Source organism: Fischerella muscicola PCC 7414 (genome assembly GCF_000317205.1).
Taxonomy (GTDB): domain Bacteria; phylum Cyanobacteriota; class Cyanobacteriia; order Cyanobacteriales; family Nostocaceae; genus Fischerella; species Fischerella muscicola.
On sequence record NZ_AJLK01000087.1, the window covers coordinates 66,365 to 83,274 of the forward strand.

Consider the following 16,910-nt stretch of genomic DNA (forward strand, 5'->3'; position numbering starts at 1 on the left):
ATGACTCAAGACTATACCACGAAATGGTGGGCTGCTTTTTCATGCCTTGCTTTTATAGAAGGCGTTTTACTGGTAATGTTATTCTCTGGACGTAGTTCTGTATTAACTATAGCAGCATTACTTTTCATTGCGATCTTAATGGTCTTTATCCCACGAGCAGATGATGTTGTTGCGCTGACATTTGACAGAGATAAAATTGACAACAAAATCAATTCTCTCAACAAAAAACTGAGTACTACGAAAAACAGAGCAGATAAAATATTTCTCTTAACAATCCCAGACTCAATGTATAAGACATTGCAAAAAATTAATTCTAGCAACTATGGCAATTACGATTTGACAGCTAAATTAGAAAGAGAACTGTACCACTTACGAGATATAGGTTACATAGAAGATACAAAGGAAATTCGTGATATCCCTTATGAAGGCAATAATTTATCTAATTATGTCAAAATCACAGCATTAGGGAAGCAGTATATTGAACTCCGCAAGAGTATTGAGGAAGAAAATAACAAGGGGAAAGATAAGTAAGTTGGTGTAAATAAAGTTAAATCGTGAGGGTTTTCATTTGTCTTGGGTAATTGCTAGCATCACAGCAATAATTGCAGAAATCATGCACAATTTTTCAACGCTTCAATATCTGCACCTACAATTTTTTCTAAATTTCTCGTAATTTTTTCAATATCCCAGTTCCACCAAGCAATTTCTAAAAGAGCATCAATGATTTCGTCTGGAAAACGTTGGCGCAATAAACTAGCTGGATTACCTCCGACAACTGCGTAAGGAGGTACATCTTTGACAACTACCGATTTTGCAGCCACGATCGCACCATCACCAATTTTAACTCCAGGCATAATCACTGCTTCGTATCCAATCCACACATCGTTACCAATCACAGTATCACCTTTGAAAGGTAATTCCTCAGGTTTCGGCGTAACGCGTTCCCAACCACTACCAAAAATGTTAAATGGATAGGTTGAGAAGCCAGACATCTGATGATTTGCACCATTCATGATGAATTTTACGCCTGTGGCTAAAGCACAAAACTTACCAATGATCAGCTTGTCGCCAATAAATGGGTAGTGGTAAAGCACATTGCGTTCAAAGTTTTCCGAGTCTTCCAGGTCATCATAATATGTATAATCACCAATGATGATATTGGGGTTTGTGACAGTGTTTTTGATAAAACAAACCTGTGGGAAACCCTCCATGGGATGTGGGTTGTTTGCATCGGGATATTGCATCGCAGCACCTTGCAATTATTTATCTTTATACCAAGTTTAATGATGATCAGATGATAGTTTTAGTTGCGATCGCATCTTACACGCAACTAGGTACTGACATAGCTACATGAAATTACGTATAAATAATATATATAAATCAACAAATATCACAATACATACTTATTAGTTAGGCAATAAAAAAGACTCCATAGCCTGCGGAATATTTTACCGATGTGTCTCCCGTAACTTGGTAAAAAAAAGCAGCTGTAAATCGTCAACATTACTTCTATCAAATTTAGTAGGAGCGTGGTAAGGTTTTAAATCCATTGTCTCCCATTTTGCCCTGACTAATGCATTTGCACTATTTACAACCCCAACACCTAGAAGAATTAGTCAAAAGTGGCGGTATTGATTTACACTTAGTAACTTTGAATTTTCAGTCTCTGCAAGATGAAACCGCCTATAACTATCTGTTAATTTCTGAACACATACCACGCACGAACGTTGGCATGGTGAAGAGTAGCTGGTTACAACGCTATGCTCATGTGACTGCTGGTGGGTGGTGGTGTGCTGGACTTGATCCTCTCAATAACTGGCAAGCAATGGAGTGGGGATGCTTCAAGCCAAATCAACCACGACTGAATGAAAAAGGCAAATATATTAAGTACGAACATCCTCCCTGCACACCGACGCGGGTGTTTTGTTTGCGAGTCAGTCTCCGTGTGTGGCAGCAAGTCGCTCAACGCTATAATCAAGCCATACCTGAAGATATTAGCATTGCTGAAAATGGCGAAGCTGTGGGTTTTTGGCCGTGGGTGATGGCAAGAAATATACCAATCATTATTTGTGAAGGCGTCAAAAAAGCTGCCGCACTGTTAACACAAGGATATGCGGCTATCGGTATCCCCGGAATTACTAGCGGTTATCGCGTCACTAAAGATGAATTTGGCAAAGTTATTAGTCGTCAAATGATACCAGACTTAAATGCGATCGCGATCGCTAAACGCACATTTTATATTTGCTTTGATTTTGAAACTCAACCCAATAAAATCGCCGCAGTCAATAACGCTATCTCCCAGCTTGGTTTTTTATTCCAAACCAAAGATTGTCCTGTAAAAGTGATTGAACTCCCAGGGAAAGAAAAAGGAGTTGATGAGTTTATCGTTGCCAAAGGTGCAAGTGCCTTTGAAAAAATATATCGTCAAAGCGTTGATTTAGAAATTTATCTTGCTCAAACAAAACCCCACACTGAATTAACTACACCTCCAGCACTTACTCTTAACAGTCGCTATTTGGGAGAAATCCCTTTTCCCACTTCTGGGTTAGTGGGTATAAAATCTGCTAAAGGCACAGGTAAAACCACAGCACTTCAGACAATTGTACAAAAAGCAAAAAATAGAAATCAACCAGTTTTATTAATTACTCATAGAATTCAACTAGGTCGGTTTTTATGTGAAAAAATCGGTATTAGTTGGGGAATTAATAATGATAGCTTAGTGCGTAGCGATCGCTTTCATGCGGGCTATCAATTTACCCCATCTCTAGGATTATGTGTAGATTCTTTATGGAAACTAAATCCTGAAGATTGGCAAGGAGCTATCTTAGTTTTAGATGAAGTAGAACAATCGTTATGGCATCTGCTCAACAGTAACACTTGTCAAGAAAAACGAGTCAAATTATTAAAATCATTTCAACAACTAATTGCTAATATACTAACAACAGGTGGATTAGTTATTGCTCAAGATGCCGATTTATCTGATATTTCTTTAGAATATTTACAAGCATTAGCAGGAATTAAATTAACCCCGTGGGTGGTAGTTAATCAATGGAAACCGCAACGAGGTTGGGATGTGACTTTTTATGATTCTCCTAACCCAACTCCACTAATTCACCAACTAGAATTAGATTTAATGGCGGGACGTAAATGTTATGTCACTACTGATAGTCGCTCCGGACGTTACAGTTGTGAAACAATCGCCGACTACTTGAAAGAACGACTGCAAAAACTGCAAAAGCGATTTGCTAAAACTCTTGTAGTTAGTAGCTTAACAACAAATACCCCTGGTCATGAAGCAGCTAATTTTATCACATATATTAATCAAAAAGTGTCAGAATACGATACTGTTTTTGTCACTCCTAGCTTGGGGACTGGAATTAGTATTGATGTCCAGCATTTCGACTGTGTTTATGGCATTTTTCAAGGGGTAATTCCTGATTCAGAAGCACGACAAGCATTAGCCAGGGTAAGAGATGATGTCCCACGAGTTATTTGGTGTGCGAAGCGAGGTATTGGTCTAATTGGTAGTGGTAGTACAAATTATCGCTTGCTATCTTCTTGGTATCAAGAAAATCAAAAAGAAAACTTAGCTTTACTGAGTCCTCTACATAAAATTGATGTAGATTTACCATTAGTTTATGACCCCATTCATTTAAGAACTTGGTCTAAATTAGCAGCAAGAGTCAATGCTTCGATTAACCTTTACCGTCAATCAATGAAAGATGGTTTAATTGCTGATGGTCATCAAATACATATCCGGAGTAATGCTGTCCAAAATAATATTGTTCGTGATTTACGTCTTGCCTTTTTAGCTACTGATCCCAAGGATTTGGCAACTCGCAGAAGATTGATTATAGAAATTGTGAAAGTTCAAAAAGACTGGTCACAAAGTCGTCAAAAAGCGAAAGAAATTAAACGCAAAATTAAAGAAATTAAGCAACAAAATCAATTATCAGCAGCAACGGCTGTAGCCAATGCCAAAGATATTGATTACGTGGAGTATGAGCAGCTAATAGCTAAACATTCGCTCACAGATGAAGAACGCAATCAAATTAATAAATATATTCTCAGGCAAAAATACGGCATAGCAGTTACTCCCCAACTTAAATTACTAGATGACCAGGGGTATTATGGACAATTGCTAACTCACTATTATCTCACTCATGAAAGTGAATATTTTTGGCGACGAGATCAGCAAGAATGGCAACAGCAACTATCTTGGGGTGAAGGTAAGGTTTTTCTACCGGATTTAAAAATATATACCCTCAAAGTTGAAGCTATGAGAGCCTTAGGAATGCTACAGTTTTTAGAGCCAGAACGAGTATTTACTGAAAACGATGCTGATTTAATTTTGTTGCAAAATACTGCTGTGCAGTGTAGTAAACATATAAAAAGAACACTTGGTATCAATTTAGTGAAGAGTAAAGAATGCGTTTCGGCAATCAAAATCCTGAGCAGATTATTGAATTTACTAGGTTTGAAATTACAGCGAGTTGGTCAGACTTACCAAATTAATTCAGCAACTCTCAATGATGGTAGAGAGAGGATATTTGCAGTTTGGCATCAACGAGATCAGCTGATGTCAGTTAATATGACAGATGCTTCTGATTGCACAGACATATTGTGGCACATATCTACACATACTAAAGAACATTTATCTGTGCAGGTTATGAGTCAAACTTTGTAGTAAGAGCTAAAGGTTGTGCTGTGTTGGAACTTGCAAAGTCTGAAAGTTGCTAAATGAACGGCTGAAACAGATTTATCAGGGGTTTTACCCCCTGGTCAATAACTGAATTTCAGCGATTATCATATACATTTATTTAAAATTTAAATTTCTTTGCAGAATCTGCACATAGGATGAGGTTATTTGTGCAAGGTCTCAAAGGAAAATTATTACATCAAATTTAAATATAGCCACTGCAAATGGGAATAATGGAATAAATCACAGATTTGTAAGTTTTTTACTAAATTTACGAAATATATGCAGCTTATAGTGTAGCAGCAAAACAAAAGGCAAAATTAGTCAAACAATAAGCCGATGAGCGTAACTAGTTACCGACGGATAGTAATTGGGGATGTACATGGTCACTACGAAGGTTTAATGAGATTGTTGGATGCGATCGCCCCCGCATCAGACGATCAAGTCTACTTTTTAGGAGACTTAATTGATCGTGGCCCACAAAGCGCCCAAGTAGTCAATTTTGTTAAGGACAGTCCCTATCAATGTTTGTTAGGGAATCACGAGCAAATGCTGTTAAATATTCTCACGAAACGCATCCCCACCCCTACAGTACAAGCATGGCTATATAGTGGTGGTCAGGCTACAGTAGCTAGTTATGAAGAAGCTACAATTCCCCACGATCATCTGGAATGGTTTGATAATTTGCCTACATATATTGATTTAGGGGATATTTGGTTAGTTCATGCTGGTGTTAACCCTTTCATTCCCCTCACGGAACAAACCGCCAATCAACTTTGTTGGGTGCGAGATGAATTTCATAGTATAGAAGAACCATACTTCTCCGATAAGTTGATGATTATCGGTCATACTATTACTTTTACTCTACCAGGCGTTCCCCCTGGACAATTAGCCCAAGGACAAGGATGGTTAGATATAGACACTGGAGCTTATCATCCCCGTAGTGGTTGGTTAACGGGATTGGATATTACAAATAATTTAGTTTATCAAGCAAACGTTCTCAAAAATTGCATCCGTATCTCACCTTTAGAAGAAATAGTGACCACCGTCAACCCAAAACAATTTCATGTTAATCGCCGTAACAAGTGTTTGGCCTGATGTTGAGTAAAGCTATGGTTTTAATCCAAAATCTAAAATCCAAAATTGGTGTGAGATTTGGATGAGGTAGAAAACCCCAATCCACAATCCAAAAATCTCAAATTACTTCAAGACCTAAGCAACGCTTGGATATTAGTCTTGTATGTAGAATTATCTAAACCATAGTTACCATTGTTGGGTTGAGTATTGATTGCCTTTTTTATCGCATCAATGCGATCGCCTGTTGCTGGGTGAGTACTCAAAAATGTTGGCACAGAACCTTTTTTGACTAGTTTTTGCATAAAGGAAACCATCGCTGTTTGACTATAACCAGTACGTGTCAAAGTTGCTAATCCTCTTTTATCAGCATCAAATTCGTGTTTACGACTACCAGGCAGATTGCGGGCTAACTGATAACCAATTTGTACTACTTTACTGCGGTCTAACCCGGCTGCTGTTAACAAACCTTCGTCAATCGCCTTTTGGCGCATCTGTTTGATGAGGTGTCTACCGCCAATATGACCAATTTCATGGGCCATGACGCTTGCTAATTCCGCTTCATTTTCGGCAGTTTCTATTAAACCAGTATTTAAATATACAAATCCGCCAAGAGTGGCAAAAGCATTAATACTATCATCGTCAATTACTTGGAAAGTAAAAGGAAGCTTGGGGCGATCGCTATTGGCTACCAATCGCTGGCCAATTTGTTGCACATAACGGTTAATATTGGCATCGCGGTACAATCGAACATCACTGTTTAGGAGTTGTTGATTGATTTGTTTACCGATTTCAATTTCCTGGCGATCGGACATATTAGAAAGCTGAAGTGCTTGGACTCCTTGAAAAATTAGAGGAACCCAATCAAAAGCTTGGGATGGTAAGGCGCTACTCAAACAAATACTCAGCGCCACTAGCACCGAAATCAACGGATAAAACAAACGATGCCGAAAAAAACTGTAATAGATAGATAAGCTTTTCCTATAATTCATAATTCGGTCTGAAAATACTTTAGGAAGAACGTAAAACTAACAGACGCAAGCAGGATACAACAAGTTGCATCAAAAATTTCTAATGCAGATGTCACTACAGACTTGACTATAATTCAGTTTTAACCGATGTTTTTTGCCAGCAGCAACTAAAAACAGCGGTCATGATAAACTGTCGCATGTCAACTGAAGGCTGAAGTATGAAGTGTGAAGTCTGAAGTATCAGGACTTATGCAAAATCATGAAAAAAAAGAACCGCGTAGACACGAAGTGGCTTCCCGTAAGGGTAGGACACGAAGGAATAGGAGTTTGGGATATCTCTTGCGTACGTCCTACGAATGACAAAATTTCATCCTTCATCCTTTCTTCTGTCAAAACCTAGATTTAGGAAAATTGCAGTTATGGCTATTTTAGATTCCAAAGGTCGTTTGTTTGGTAAATTTAATGTTCTTGATATCGGTGCTGGACTGGTAATTTTGTTAGTTATATTTGGCATCTTTTTCTTCCCTGGCAGTACTGGTTCTCTTGCTCAGTTGGGTACTAAAACAGCACCTATTGAAGTAGATTTAATTGTTCGAGGATTAAATGTACGTGACCCCGAACAATTGTACAGCCAAGGATTAAAAAAAGGTGGTAAAACAAACGTTATTATCCGTAATCAACCTCACGGTAAGATTGATATCAAATCTCTTCAACCTTTACCTAAAACCGTACTTGTTCCCCAACCGAATGGTACTGTGAAAGAATTGCCAGATCCCAAATCAAACAGTTTTAGTACAGACATGTTATTAACTTTGGAGGGCAAAGCACAAATCACTGAAAATGGCCCAGTTTTGGGTAACAGTAAAGTCAAAATTGGAATGCCATTTGAGTTGGAAGGCTTTAATTACAACTTTAATGCTAGTGTGATCGATGTGCGGATTAAAGATAAATCTTAGTGCCGCACAACGACATTCGGTTTTGGGTGCGTTATAGCTAGGCCATAACGCACTTGCTAAGGAATGAGCTCCCCAACTTTTACAAAGTTGGGGAGCTAACCCCTCGCAAAGAGTCAAAATTTATGTAGTCAAGTACTAGGTAAAAGGAATGGTATCACGCAGTTTGAAGTAATCCTTTAGACATAGTTGCCACTTACTAAAAATCAACTTTTCTTTATCAAGTCTCATCCAATAGGCATTGTATAGAATAGTCTTTTAAGCAGATGGAAAGCACTCAGTACCAGTCATATGATTAAAGCATTAATTCTTAACTTAATTACTAAAACACAAGAGGAGCTTGATATGCTTGCTGCTGCTATATTTTTTGCTAGTTACGCTGTAATTTCTACACTCTTTATTTCTGCTGTTGAATAACAAACAGAAACTTTTCTTCTAATGTTGTTGCCTTGAGTGTGAGCTAGGCCTTTCTATTGCTTGTATCGGTATCTCTCATTGTTATTCGTACTTCTCTCTCACCTCGGTTGGTTTCACCGAGGTTTTTTATGAAGTAGGTGTATGGATGCGGAGCAATAAGTTAGTGAACTCTTGGGGAAGCGGTGAGCGTTTCCCCATGAGCAACTGGTGTTGGCCTTTACTAGGTGGAGGCATCACCTGTAGGAATTACCTTGGATAAATGTGAAGTCTAGGCGCTACTCCTGGATTGACAATAGCTGCCATTTCTTCAGGAGATAATTTGCTCAGTTCAGTCTCTAGTTCTTCAACTGTGAAGTAATAGCCACGCTCTTGAGCAATCTTGATAAAGCCTTCTGGATCAGATGCTGCTTTGAGTCTTTCTTTTAACACTTGATCTTGTTTAATTGCTTTGAAAAGTTGGGCTGCATGTTTTTGTGACATGAAAGTCTATCTCCTGTTGAAAATATCAGATTTGAATGTAGTTATTTAACTTTTGTGGTTTCACCAAATCCAGCTAAAGTCGCTGCTAACTAAGGTCATATACTTCAATCTTGAACTAAGGAGAAGAATGTCTTATTGATTTTGACAAAAAAATATAAGTTCCCAGCGATCGCTCTCTTCAGCAATTAGATACAGTCAAACACTAAAACAGCCGCACCATTTGTTAGAGGCGGCAAAATAACTGATTCTCTAGAATGGCGCTTATGTTGATTGCAGCTATACCAAATATAGCGATTTTCAATTGGATGTAATACACTTTTACCTCACCCCTGCCTCTCTCCTTGGCAAGGAAAGGGGTGCCCAATAGGGCGGGGTGAGGTTTTGTACTTCACGCTTGTCGAAAATGCTTTATTGTCAGACAAAACAATCACTCGCACGTAATTTCAGTTAACAGTTATTGATAGCTGATAACTGTGAAAGTGGGTTTTAGTTATTAGCCCCAAATTTATTTGAGGGCGGGATTTTGGACTAATGAAATCTATCGAACTCACGTTATCCTGGTAGTCGATACATAAGAACTTTAGCTTTCAAATCTTCTTCCACAAACACTAAATACTCACCATTGGAACGACGAAAAGCGCGAATACCAAAGGGTATGTCAACCCAGCCGCCTTCGCCTGCAACCTCGGGGCCTGGTTTTAACTGTTGTACTTGTTTTCCTGTGGTGGCGTCGTAGACAAACACGTCTGGGGTTTTACTACTGGCGGCAAACACTCTGTTACCGATTGCATCCATTGCTTTGATGTGCAATTTGGGATCGCGGTTGACTTCATATGGTAATGCTATGCGCCAGCGTATTTTTTTGGCTTTGCTCCAATTATCGTAGCGGATAATTTCTGTGCCAACCAATCCCCAATCACCATCAATGTTGGGGCGATCGCTTGTATAACCGCTTAAATACATAGCATCCTGTTCCGGAAAATATTTAATTCTTGTGAGAGTTTTAAACGGTTGGGGCATGGGTGTTTTTTGCACAGCTTTGGTACTGTAAATTGGACAACCGTGAGCATTTAATCCACCAAAGCGGTAATGTTTGATGTAGCCTGTTTCTGCTGCTAGCCAAACATCTCCTTTGCTATCTATTTCCCAACCCCAAACAGAATCATCTTTTTCACCTGTAGTTTGATATTCGTTGGTTTGAGGTGAACCGTCACCGTTGGCATCAATCCAGATCCAACTACTATTAGTCGGTTCATTAGTCAGCCAGTCTTCTTTACCTTTGCCAAATATACCGCAGGGAACAGCTATTTCTCCATCAAAACGATACATTAACAGGCGTTCCGACATCATTTCTGAAGACAGATATAACAAGCGCTTTCCTTGCAAACGCCGGACAAAGGCTGCTGTGGGTGTGGTGTGGAGTCTGGCATCATTAGGGTAACGGAACCTATCTACGGTATAACCTTTGTATTGCCATTCTTTACCGCTACCTTTGGTGTAATCCATGACGAAATGTTCGTCTTTGGTAAAGACGTTTGCGCCATCAGTACCAATATCAGCATCAGCATTATCTATAAATTGCAAGCCCAGCAATTGCCACTGTAATTTGCCGGATGGGGAAAGCTTGCGTAAATCTACGCCGGAACGATTGAAACCAACATTACTAACATAGATATTTCCGGCTGCATCTGTACCGACTCCACTCAAGCCGTAAAATTTCAAATCTCCAATTTCACCACGCTTACCTGAGTAAACACCGCCTTGAGTCCCAAAAGTGCCTACTTGTTTGGGTTTATTGGCAATGTCATATATTAATACTTGCTGACGCGGGCCGTTGTCTGCAACTAACAATCTGTTTTTATTATCGATCGCGATCGCGCTCGGTTGGGCAACATCTGCGATCGCACCTGGTAATTGCTTTCCTGTTGGTGAATAATGTCCTATTTTGTTTTTGTCTTGAATAATCCACAAATCTCCTTGTTTGTCAAGGGCTATTTTGCTAGGATTATTGACTTTAAAGCTACGTATTTCTTTCATCGTAGCGGTGTTGTAGACATGAACTAAATTGGCTGCTTTGTCACTTGCATACAACTGCTGGCCATCAGTTGCTAATCCTGTGACTTTGTCTTTGGTGCTGACTATTAACATGCTTTTATCCCAGCCGCGTCCTTGGGGAAAAGGTGCAACTTTTCCAGATAAGTTATAACGTCTGATGCAAAACCATGTTGTGCCTTTGGGTGGGTAATCTTCTCCTGGTTTTCCATCAGCAGCTTGCAGCATCGCTACATACATATATTTTTGATCGACTGCGATCGCATCTCCTCCCTGCCTTCCCCATCCATGCAAGTCATCAGCTTTACCAATGACATCTCCATTTTTATAAATTCCTACCTCTCTTCCGGCTTCATCCCAACCTGTATTGGTGTACACTGTGCCATCAGGAGTCACATACATATCACTTACTTGGATTTGTACCCATTTGTTACCACCACCAAAGGAGTTACCTATCCAAGATGTTTTATAAGCATTGGTAGCAGCTAGTGTGTAACTGTTCGTAGCAGGCGGTGTATAAGTATCTTGAGCAGAGAATGTATAGTTATTAGTAGCAGATGTTGTGTATTTGTCTGTGTTAGAGGATATATAAGTATTGTTTTCCGGTAGCGTATATGTCTTAATTGTTGATGTTGTCTGAGTACTCGCTACAGATGTAACTCTGCCAGTCAAATAGATGGCAATTAGAGTTACAGTTATAAATCCGGCAATAATACCAAGTAGAAACTTTAACCTTCTGTTATTTCTAGAAATACCTCTCCTTAATAAGTTATTGATATGTTGCTTTTGATAGAGTTTCCCAATCTGTCGTAGCAATTTATGTTTCATCTGTGATGTTTGTCAAAAAACTATTGATTGAATTTTTGATTATTTTTTAAATATAATTAAGTATTTATATTTTTGATTAGTTACAGGAGTGACGCAAGAATTGGCAAAAAGCTTATTTGATGTAACTGTCAATATACCAAGGTTTTTAGACTGTACGTGATTCCTATAGTTAATTGTATATACTGTTGATTAATGGTTAATAATTATACTTAACTTTAAGTATTAGTTGTTTAATTAGAAGTGATCATAATTTTTTGATTTGTGGGATATTCATCCATAAAATAACCAATATTTACAGTGAATATGGCTAACTTCATGAAAAATTTACAAAAACCACATTATTTTTTTAATCTAGCTCAGGACAATTTCGTAAAAATTCTATGGTAAGGTCTTTGCTTGCAAGAATTGCTATTTTTTCTGCTAATTTGTAATCTGAACCACAATCACAAAAAATTCGATGCATCATCATCTATTGATTAGCTATTATTTTTATTGAAAATTTCATGGGAATTGCTATTAAGTTAGCAACATTAAACATAAAGTATCTTTTAAGTTTTTAATAAATACAGGAGTGACACTAAATATGTTTGTAAAGTCTGATTTCTATACTTGACTAAAGAGATTACAAATGTTGGCTATAGAAGACTAGAACTGCAACAAAAGGGTTAAATAGTCTATATAGTTTCATTCTTGCCAGGCAGTCCCAATGAAAAAAATTTCACCGCCATTTATGATGCAGGGGTATTGGGCATTGGAAATTCCTGTTAAGAGTTACCTTATTTCAAGTCAGTCGTTCATGAACGTTCCTACACTAACCTTGCCATGAAAATCTCTTCCCGCTTCCCAGTCCCTGATCCCTGATTCCTGATCCCTATTTTCAAGCTAGCTAATCAGGGAAAAATCCTACAAATAGTGCCTAAAGATATGAGACTCCTTCCACATCCTTACATTTTTACAGCCCCAGACCGATTTTCAAGATAGGGGTCAATTTTATGTTGATCTAATCATAATTTATTTAGAGAGATAACTCATTTTCTGTATGGAATGTGTAATCAAAAACTTTATGATTTTAAGTAGTAAATTCAAGTTATTTTAACGTTTAGTGGTTAGAAAAATTTTCTCAAATCTATCTGAAGTCTGAGAAATAAGTTCTAAATAATGGTTTCAATCAAAAAATATAAATCTTACAGCTACCGAATTCCTGGTATTTTCAAATAAGGTGGCTAAAATGCTGGTAACAGTAAATACAAAGACGAGCAGTTCATGGCTAGGGATATATACGTGGAAGGTAACAAAAAAGACCATAATTTATCTGCATCCATCCTTTGTGTGGGAGTAGGTTGGTTTCCTACAACACCCGGAGGATTAGAAAGATATGTGTACGAACTGACTCAGAGATTAGCAGCAAATCAAGACCAGATTGAATTATGTGGAGTAGGTTTACCGGAAACACAACCAAACCTACCAATCAAATTGACCAATTTGGGTTCGCCAGATAGTCTGATTTGGAAACGGTTATGGTCAATTCGTCAAAACTTCAAGAAAACAAGAATTGGCAAACCAGATGCAGTTAACTTACATTTTGCCTTATATAGCTTCCCAATATTAGATTTATTACCCAAGGGAGTACCCATTACCTTTAACTTTCACGGGCCTTGGGCATCTGAAAGTAACCACGAGGTAGTTCATCAGCGATTAAGTGTTGTTCTCAAGCACCAACTGATCGAAAAAAGAACTTATGATCAGTGCGATCGCTTTATTGTTTTGAGTAAGGCCTTTGGTAAGATACTACACGAACAGTATCAAATTCCCTGGAAAAAAATTAACATCATTCCTGGTGGAGTGAATACTGATCAGTTTCAGTCTAACTTATCACGTAGCGAGGCTCGTGCTAAACTTGGTTGGCCGCAAGACAGGTCTATTATTTTCACTAGTCGCCGCTTAGTGCATCGAGTCGGAATTGATAAATTATTGCAAGCTTTAGCAATTATTAAGCCAACAGTAGCAGATTTTTGGTTAGCGATCGCTGGTCGGGGGCCTATCCAAGCAGCATTGCAACAGCAAGCAACAGAATTGGGACTCAATGAACATGTGAAATTTTTAGGATTTTTACCAGATCAGGATTTGCCCATAGCTTATCAAGCTGCTGATGTTAGTGTTATGCCTAGTCAGTGTTTTGAAGGGTTTGGCTTAGCGGTGGTAGAATCCCTTGCCTGTGGTACTCCCGTCGTGTGTACTCCTGTAGGTGGAATGCCAGAGATTTTAGAACCATTTTCACCCCAGTTAATCACTTCTTCTGTGGAAGTTTCAGCCATTGCGGAAAAATTAGAACAAGTGCTACTAGGAAAAGTAGTAACACCTTCACGAGAAGCCTGCCGCGAGTATGTTACTGCTAATTTTGATTGGTATAAAATCGCGCAAGATGTTAGGAAAGTAATATTAGCCTAACTATATTCATAAGACTATATTGTTTTTGTAGTTAGTAAAAGTTCAAAAGAAATCACATATTAATTGTGAGATCCATACAATAAAAAATACCCTATTTCGTAAATATTTAAAGCAAAAACTTTTACTACAGCAAGAATGATTGTCAAAGGTGTCATCTGCGATCAAATTAAGCATAATCATACTCTATTTAAATGCAGAGAAAACTATTTCCTTGTAGTTGGAAACTTTACCTGCATTTCCCACAATAAAGGATTGTCTCGCGCTCTGTGTGACAATCTTTAGATAAGTAATTTATTTTAACAGTGATCACTGATTTAATGGTGAAAAGGTGAAAGGGTAAAAATGAAAATTCTGTTTTTAGATCAAAGTGGTAAACCAGGTGGCGCAGAACTATGTCTCATAGATATTGCCAAACCTTATCGAGATAATTGTTTAGTTGGCTTATTTGCTGATGGCGATTTTAGAACTTTACTAGAAAAAAATCATATTCCAGTTCAAATTCTTAGCACAAAATCCATCCAAGTTCGCAAAGAAAGTTCCTTGGCACAAGGATTAGCAAGTCTGGGACAACTCATACCTTTACTTGCTAAAGTTGTGCAAATCGCTCGTGAATACGATTTAATTTACGCCAACACTCAAAAAGCATTAGTTGTGGGAGCGATCGCTAGTTTTTTAAGTGGCCGTCCTTTGGTTTATCATTTACATGATATTCTTTCACCAGAACATTTTAGTCAAACTAACCGTCGTATTGCTGTTACTGCTGCCAATCGAGCATCATTAGTAATTGCCAATTCCCAAGCAAGTAAAACAGCATTTATAGAAGCAGGAGGACGTGCAGACATTACCGCAGTTGTCTACAACGGTTTTGAACCCAAAAACTATCAAATAGATGAATTTATGATTCATCAAACCAGACAAGAACTAGGACTAGAAGGTAAATTTGTAGTTGGACACTTTAGTCGTCTTGCGCCTTGGAAAGGACAACACATATTAATTGAAGCACTCAGGCAATGTCATCAAGAAGTGACAGCAGTTTTAGTTGGTGATGCGTTGTTTGGGGAACAAGAATATGTCCAAAAATTACATCAACAAATTGTTACTTTGGAACTAGAAAACCGGATCAAATTTTTAGGATTTCGTTCAGATATTCCCCATTTAATGTCAGCTTGTGACTTAGTAGCGCATACCTCCACAGCTGCTGAACCTTTTGGCAGGGTAATTGTTGAGGCTATGCTATGCGGAAAACCAGTTATAGCAGCAAAAGCTGGTGGTGCAGTGGAATTAGTAGAACATGGTGTAAATGGTTTTTTAGTTACACCAGGAGAATCCCAAGAACTTGCACAGGTAATTACTACCTGTTTAAAAGAGTCATCAAAAACTGCGACGATTGCCAGTCATGCCAGGACTACAGCTAGTCAGCGTTTTGATGTGACAAATATTAATCAACAAATTGCCGATTTGTTAGCAAAGTTATAGTGGTTTGCGATGAAGTCCAGTAGAGGAAAAACGAACACAGATGCACACAGATGCACACAGATGGATTATGGGTTTGCTGTTAAGTTAATTCCTGATCCTCGATCCCCGATTCCTATTTTCAGATACAATAGCATATGCTTGATTTAAAGACTTATTAATCTTTCTGGTAGAACTGAGAGAGAAACAATTGTTAGAAAAGCAAAGGCTGTTGTAGTTTCTAGTATCGCCGCAAATTGAATTTTTGCAGTGCGATACCATTCTTGATTAACGGCAATTATGCCAAATTTAATTAATGCCAATCCAAAAGCTAAAACTGCTGCTGGAGATAGCCAACCTAGCCAATAAATAAACGCAAGAATTAGAGTTGCAACAGCATGATAAATTGTCCCTGGAATTACAGAACTGGTTTTAGTTTTCCGCAGCTTAACTGTGAAAATGGCACTAGAAAAGAAAAGCGTATTTAGTATCCACAATCCCACGACAGTGGAGGAAATCATGCCTGTTGTTGTAGCGTAAGCGAAGGGAGTAGCAAGGCAAACCGCAGCAAAGGTAATTAATTCATTCAAAACAGATTTTTGCTCTCTTTGCAACACCGAGAAAGCATCAATCATTAAGGCGGTTAATGCACCGGCATAAATCCATAAGACAACTGGATAGCTAAGGTAAAGCCAAATCGCAATTCCGCCAGCAATTACAGCATACAACCCACCCCAAAACAGAAAACGTGGCTTCAGGGTGCGACGTTGCTTAATTTGCATTACCAAAGGATGTTCAGCCTGAAAACCACAAAAAGCACATATCAAAGCTAGGGTTGTTGATAATCTCCAAGCTTGAGACGCCGCTGCACCAATGAGAAAAGAAACTAGCAATACTATGTAGACTCCATGTTCTGGAGAAAACATCGGACCATACCACGCTTGAGAGTTGGGTTTGGCTGTAGTTTGGGTATTGCTAGATGTATTGATGGCTGAGTGAGTCATCGCCTTGATCTCCCTTGAAAATAGATATTGATCAGGCTGCTAGAGAATGCTTTTGTTTTTCTCGTTCTCGTGCATCAACAACTAGGGGTAAACAAAGAATCGCGATCGCTTTTTGCCATTCTTTTCTAACTTGCGTGTCTTTCACCCCTACAAACAATTCTATCAAGCGGGGAATTGCACGTTCTAAAGCCGGACGAGGTACGGGACGATGTAACTCAACTAGGTTAGTTAAGCTTTCCTGATTATTAACGAAACCAATTACCCATTTTGTTGTGTGATCTGGACTATCAGGAACACGTTCAACACCTAATTCTTTTGTTAGCCAACTATAAAAAGGTGGTAACTCTTTAGCTAAAACGGCTCCTGCTGTGGGCAGAGTTTCTCTTAGTAAGTTTACATCTAAACTGTTTAACTGTTGTTGTTGTTCCGGCGAATTCAGACACTCGGTCAATGATTTAGAAAGTAAAGATTCTACCTGAGTCTGAGGTAAATCTAAGTATTGAGAGAAAGTTTTCAGTGTTGTTTGCATGGT

At 38.5% G+C, this 16,910-nt stretch carries 13 protein-coding genes; 7 read left to right on the forward strand and 6 right to left on the reverse strand.

All coding sequences use genetic code 11. From position 1 onward, the window contains the following. Positions 1-531 (forward strand): hypothetical protein, encoded by a 531-nt coding sequence (locus UYI_RS0113410; RefSeq protein ID WP_016867171.1) that lies wholly within the window; start codon positions 1-3, stop codon positions 529-531. 80 nt (positions 532-611) lie between these two features. Here UYI_RS0113410 and UYI_RS0113415 read toward each other — a convergent pair whose 3' ends face one another. Beyond that, positions 612-1,244, reverse strand: coding sequence for a Vat family streptogramin A O-acetyltransferase (locus UYI_RS0113415; RefSeq protein WP_016867172.1), 633 nt, complete (start codon positions 1,242-1,244; stop codon positions 612-614). 329 nt (positions 1,245-1,573) lie between these two features. On the opposite strand from UYI_RS0113415, the gene UYI_RS0113420 reads away from it, so the two are divergent. Both UYI_RS0113420 and UYI_RS0113425 read left to right on the forward strand, forming a co-directional pair. After that, on the forward strand, positions 1,574-4,687 hold the full coding sequence (locus tag UYI_RS0113420) for a plasmid replication protein, CyRepA1 family (protein ID WP_016867173.1): 3,114 nt from the start codon (positions 1,574-1,576) through the stop codon (positions 4,685-4,687). 351 nt (positions 4,688-5,038) lie between these two features. After that, complete coding sequence (locus UYI_RS0113425; RefSeq protein ID WP_016867174.1) at positions 5,039-5,797, forward strand: metallophosphoesterase family protein; 759 nt, start codon at positions 5,039-5,041, stop codon at positions 5,795-5,797. A 107-nt stretch (positions 5,798-5,904) separates the two neighbouring features. Here the strand turns inward: UYI_RS0113425 and UYI_RS0113430 are convergent, their stop codons facing one another. After that, positions 5,905-6,765 carry a M48 family metallopeptidase gene (locus tag UYI_RS0113430; RefSeq protein WP_016867175.1) on the reverse strand — a complete coding sequence of 287 codons (861 nt, stop codon included), beginning with the start codon at positions 6,763-6,765 and terminating at the stop codon, positions 5,905-5,907. Between the two features lie 398 nt (positions 6,766-7,163). Between UYI_RS0113430 and UYI_RS0113435 the strand changes: the two genes are divergently transcribed. Both UYI_RS0113435 and UYI_RS39660 read left to right on the forward strand, forming a co-directional pair. Beyond that, positions 7,164-7,700, forward strand: coding sequence for a DUF4330 domain-containing protein (locus tag UYI_RS0113435; RefSeq protein WP_016867176.1), 537 nt, complete (start codon positions 7,164-7,166; stop codon positions 7,698-7,700). Between the two features lie 288 nt (positions 7,701-7,988). Continuing rightward, on the forward strand, positions 7,989-8,114 hold the full coding sequence (locus tag UYI_RS39660) for a hypothetical protein (protein ID WP_016867177.1): 126 nt from the start codon (positions 7,989-7,991) through the stop codon (positions 8,112-8,114). Between the two features lie 246 nt (positions 8,115-8,360). Here UYI_RS39660 and UYI_RS0113445 read toward each other — a convergent pair whose 3' ends face one another. Together UYI_RS0113445 and UYI_RS0113450 are read right to left on the reverse strand one after the other, a co-directional pair. Beyond that, a complete protein-coding gene (locus UYI_RS0113445) occupies positions 8,361-8,594 on the reverse strand; it encodes a Nif11-like leader peptide family natural product precursor (RefSeq protein ID WP_016867178.1) in 234 nt (77 codons plus the stop codon). A 552-nt stretch (positions 8,595-9,146) separates the two neighbouring features. Then, complete coding sequence (locus tag UYI_RS0113450; protein WP_016867179.1) at positions 9,147-11,474, reverse strand: NHL repeat-containing protein; 2,328 nt, start codon at positions 11,472-11,474, stop codon at positions 9,147-9,149. 1,263 nt (positions 11,475-12,737) lie between these two features. Between UYI_RS0113450 and UYI_RS0113460 the strand changes: the two genes are divergently transcribed. Together UYI_RS0113460 and UYI_RS0113465 are read left to right on the forward strand one after the other, a co-directional pair. Then, a complete protein-coding gene (locus UYI_RS0113460; protein ID WP_035138542.1) occupies positions 12,738-13,922 on the forward strand; it encodes a glycosyltransferase family 4 protein in 1,185 nt (394 codons plus the stop codon). A 342-nt stretch (positions 13,923-14,264) separates the two neighbouring features. Beyond that, entirely contained in the window at positions 14,265-15,398 is a 1,134-nt protein-coding gene (locus tag UYI_RS0113465; protein WP_016867182.1) for a glycosyltransferase family 4 protein, read from the forward strand. 143 nt (positions 15,399-15,541) lie between these two features. Here UYI_RS0113465 and UYI_RS0113470 read toward each other — a convergent pair whose 3' ends face one another. Together UYI_RS0113470 and UYI_RS0113475 are read right to left on the reverse strand one after the other, a co-directional pair. Continuing rightward, entirely contained in the window at positions 15,542-16,378 is an 837-nt protein-coding gene (locus tag UYI_RS0113470) for a YwiC-like family protein (protein ID WP_016867183.1), read from the reverse strand. Between the two features lie 31 nt (positions 16,379-16,409). Beyond that, positions 16,410-16,907 (reverse strand): hypothetical protein, encoded by a 498-nt coding sequence (locus UYI_RS0113475; protein WP_016867184.1) that lies wholly within the window; start codon positions 16,905-16,907, stop codon positions 16,410-16,412. Between the last annotated feature and the right edge of the window lie 3 nt (positions 16,908-16,910).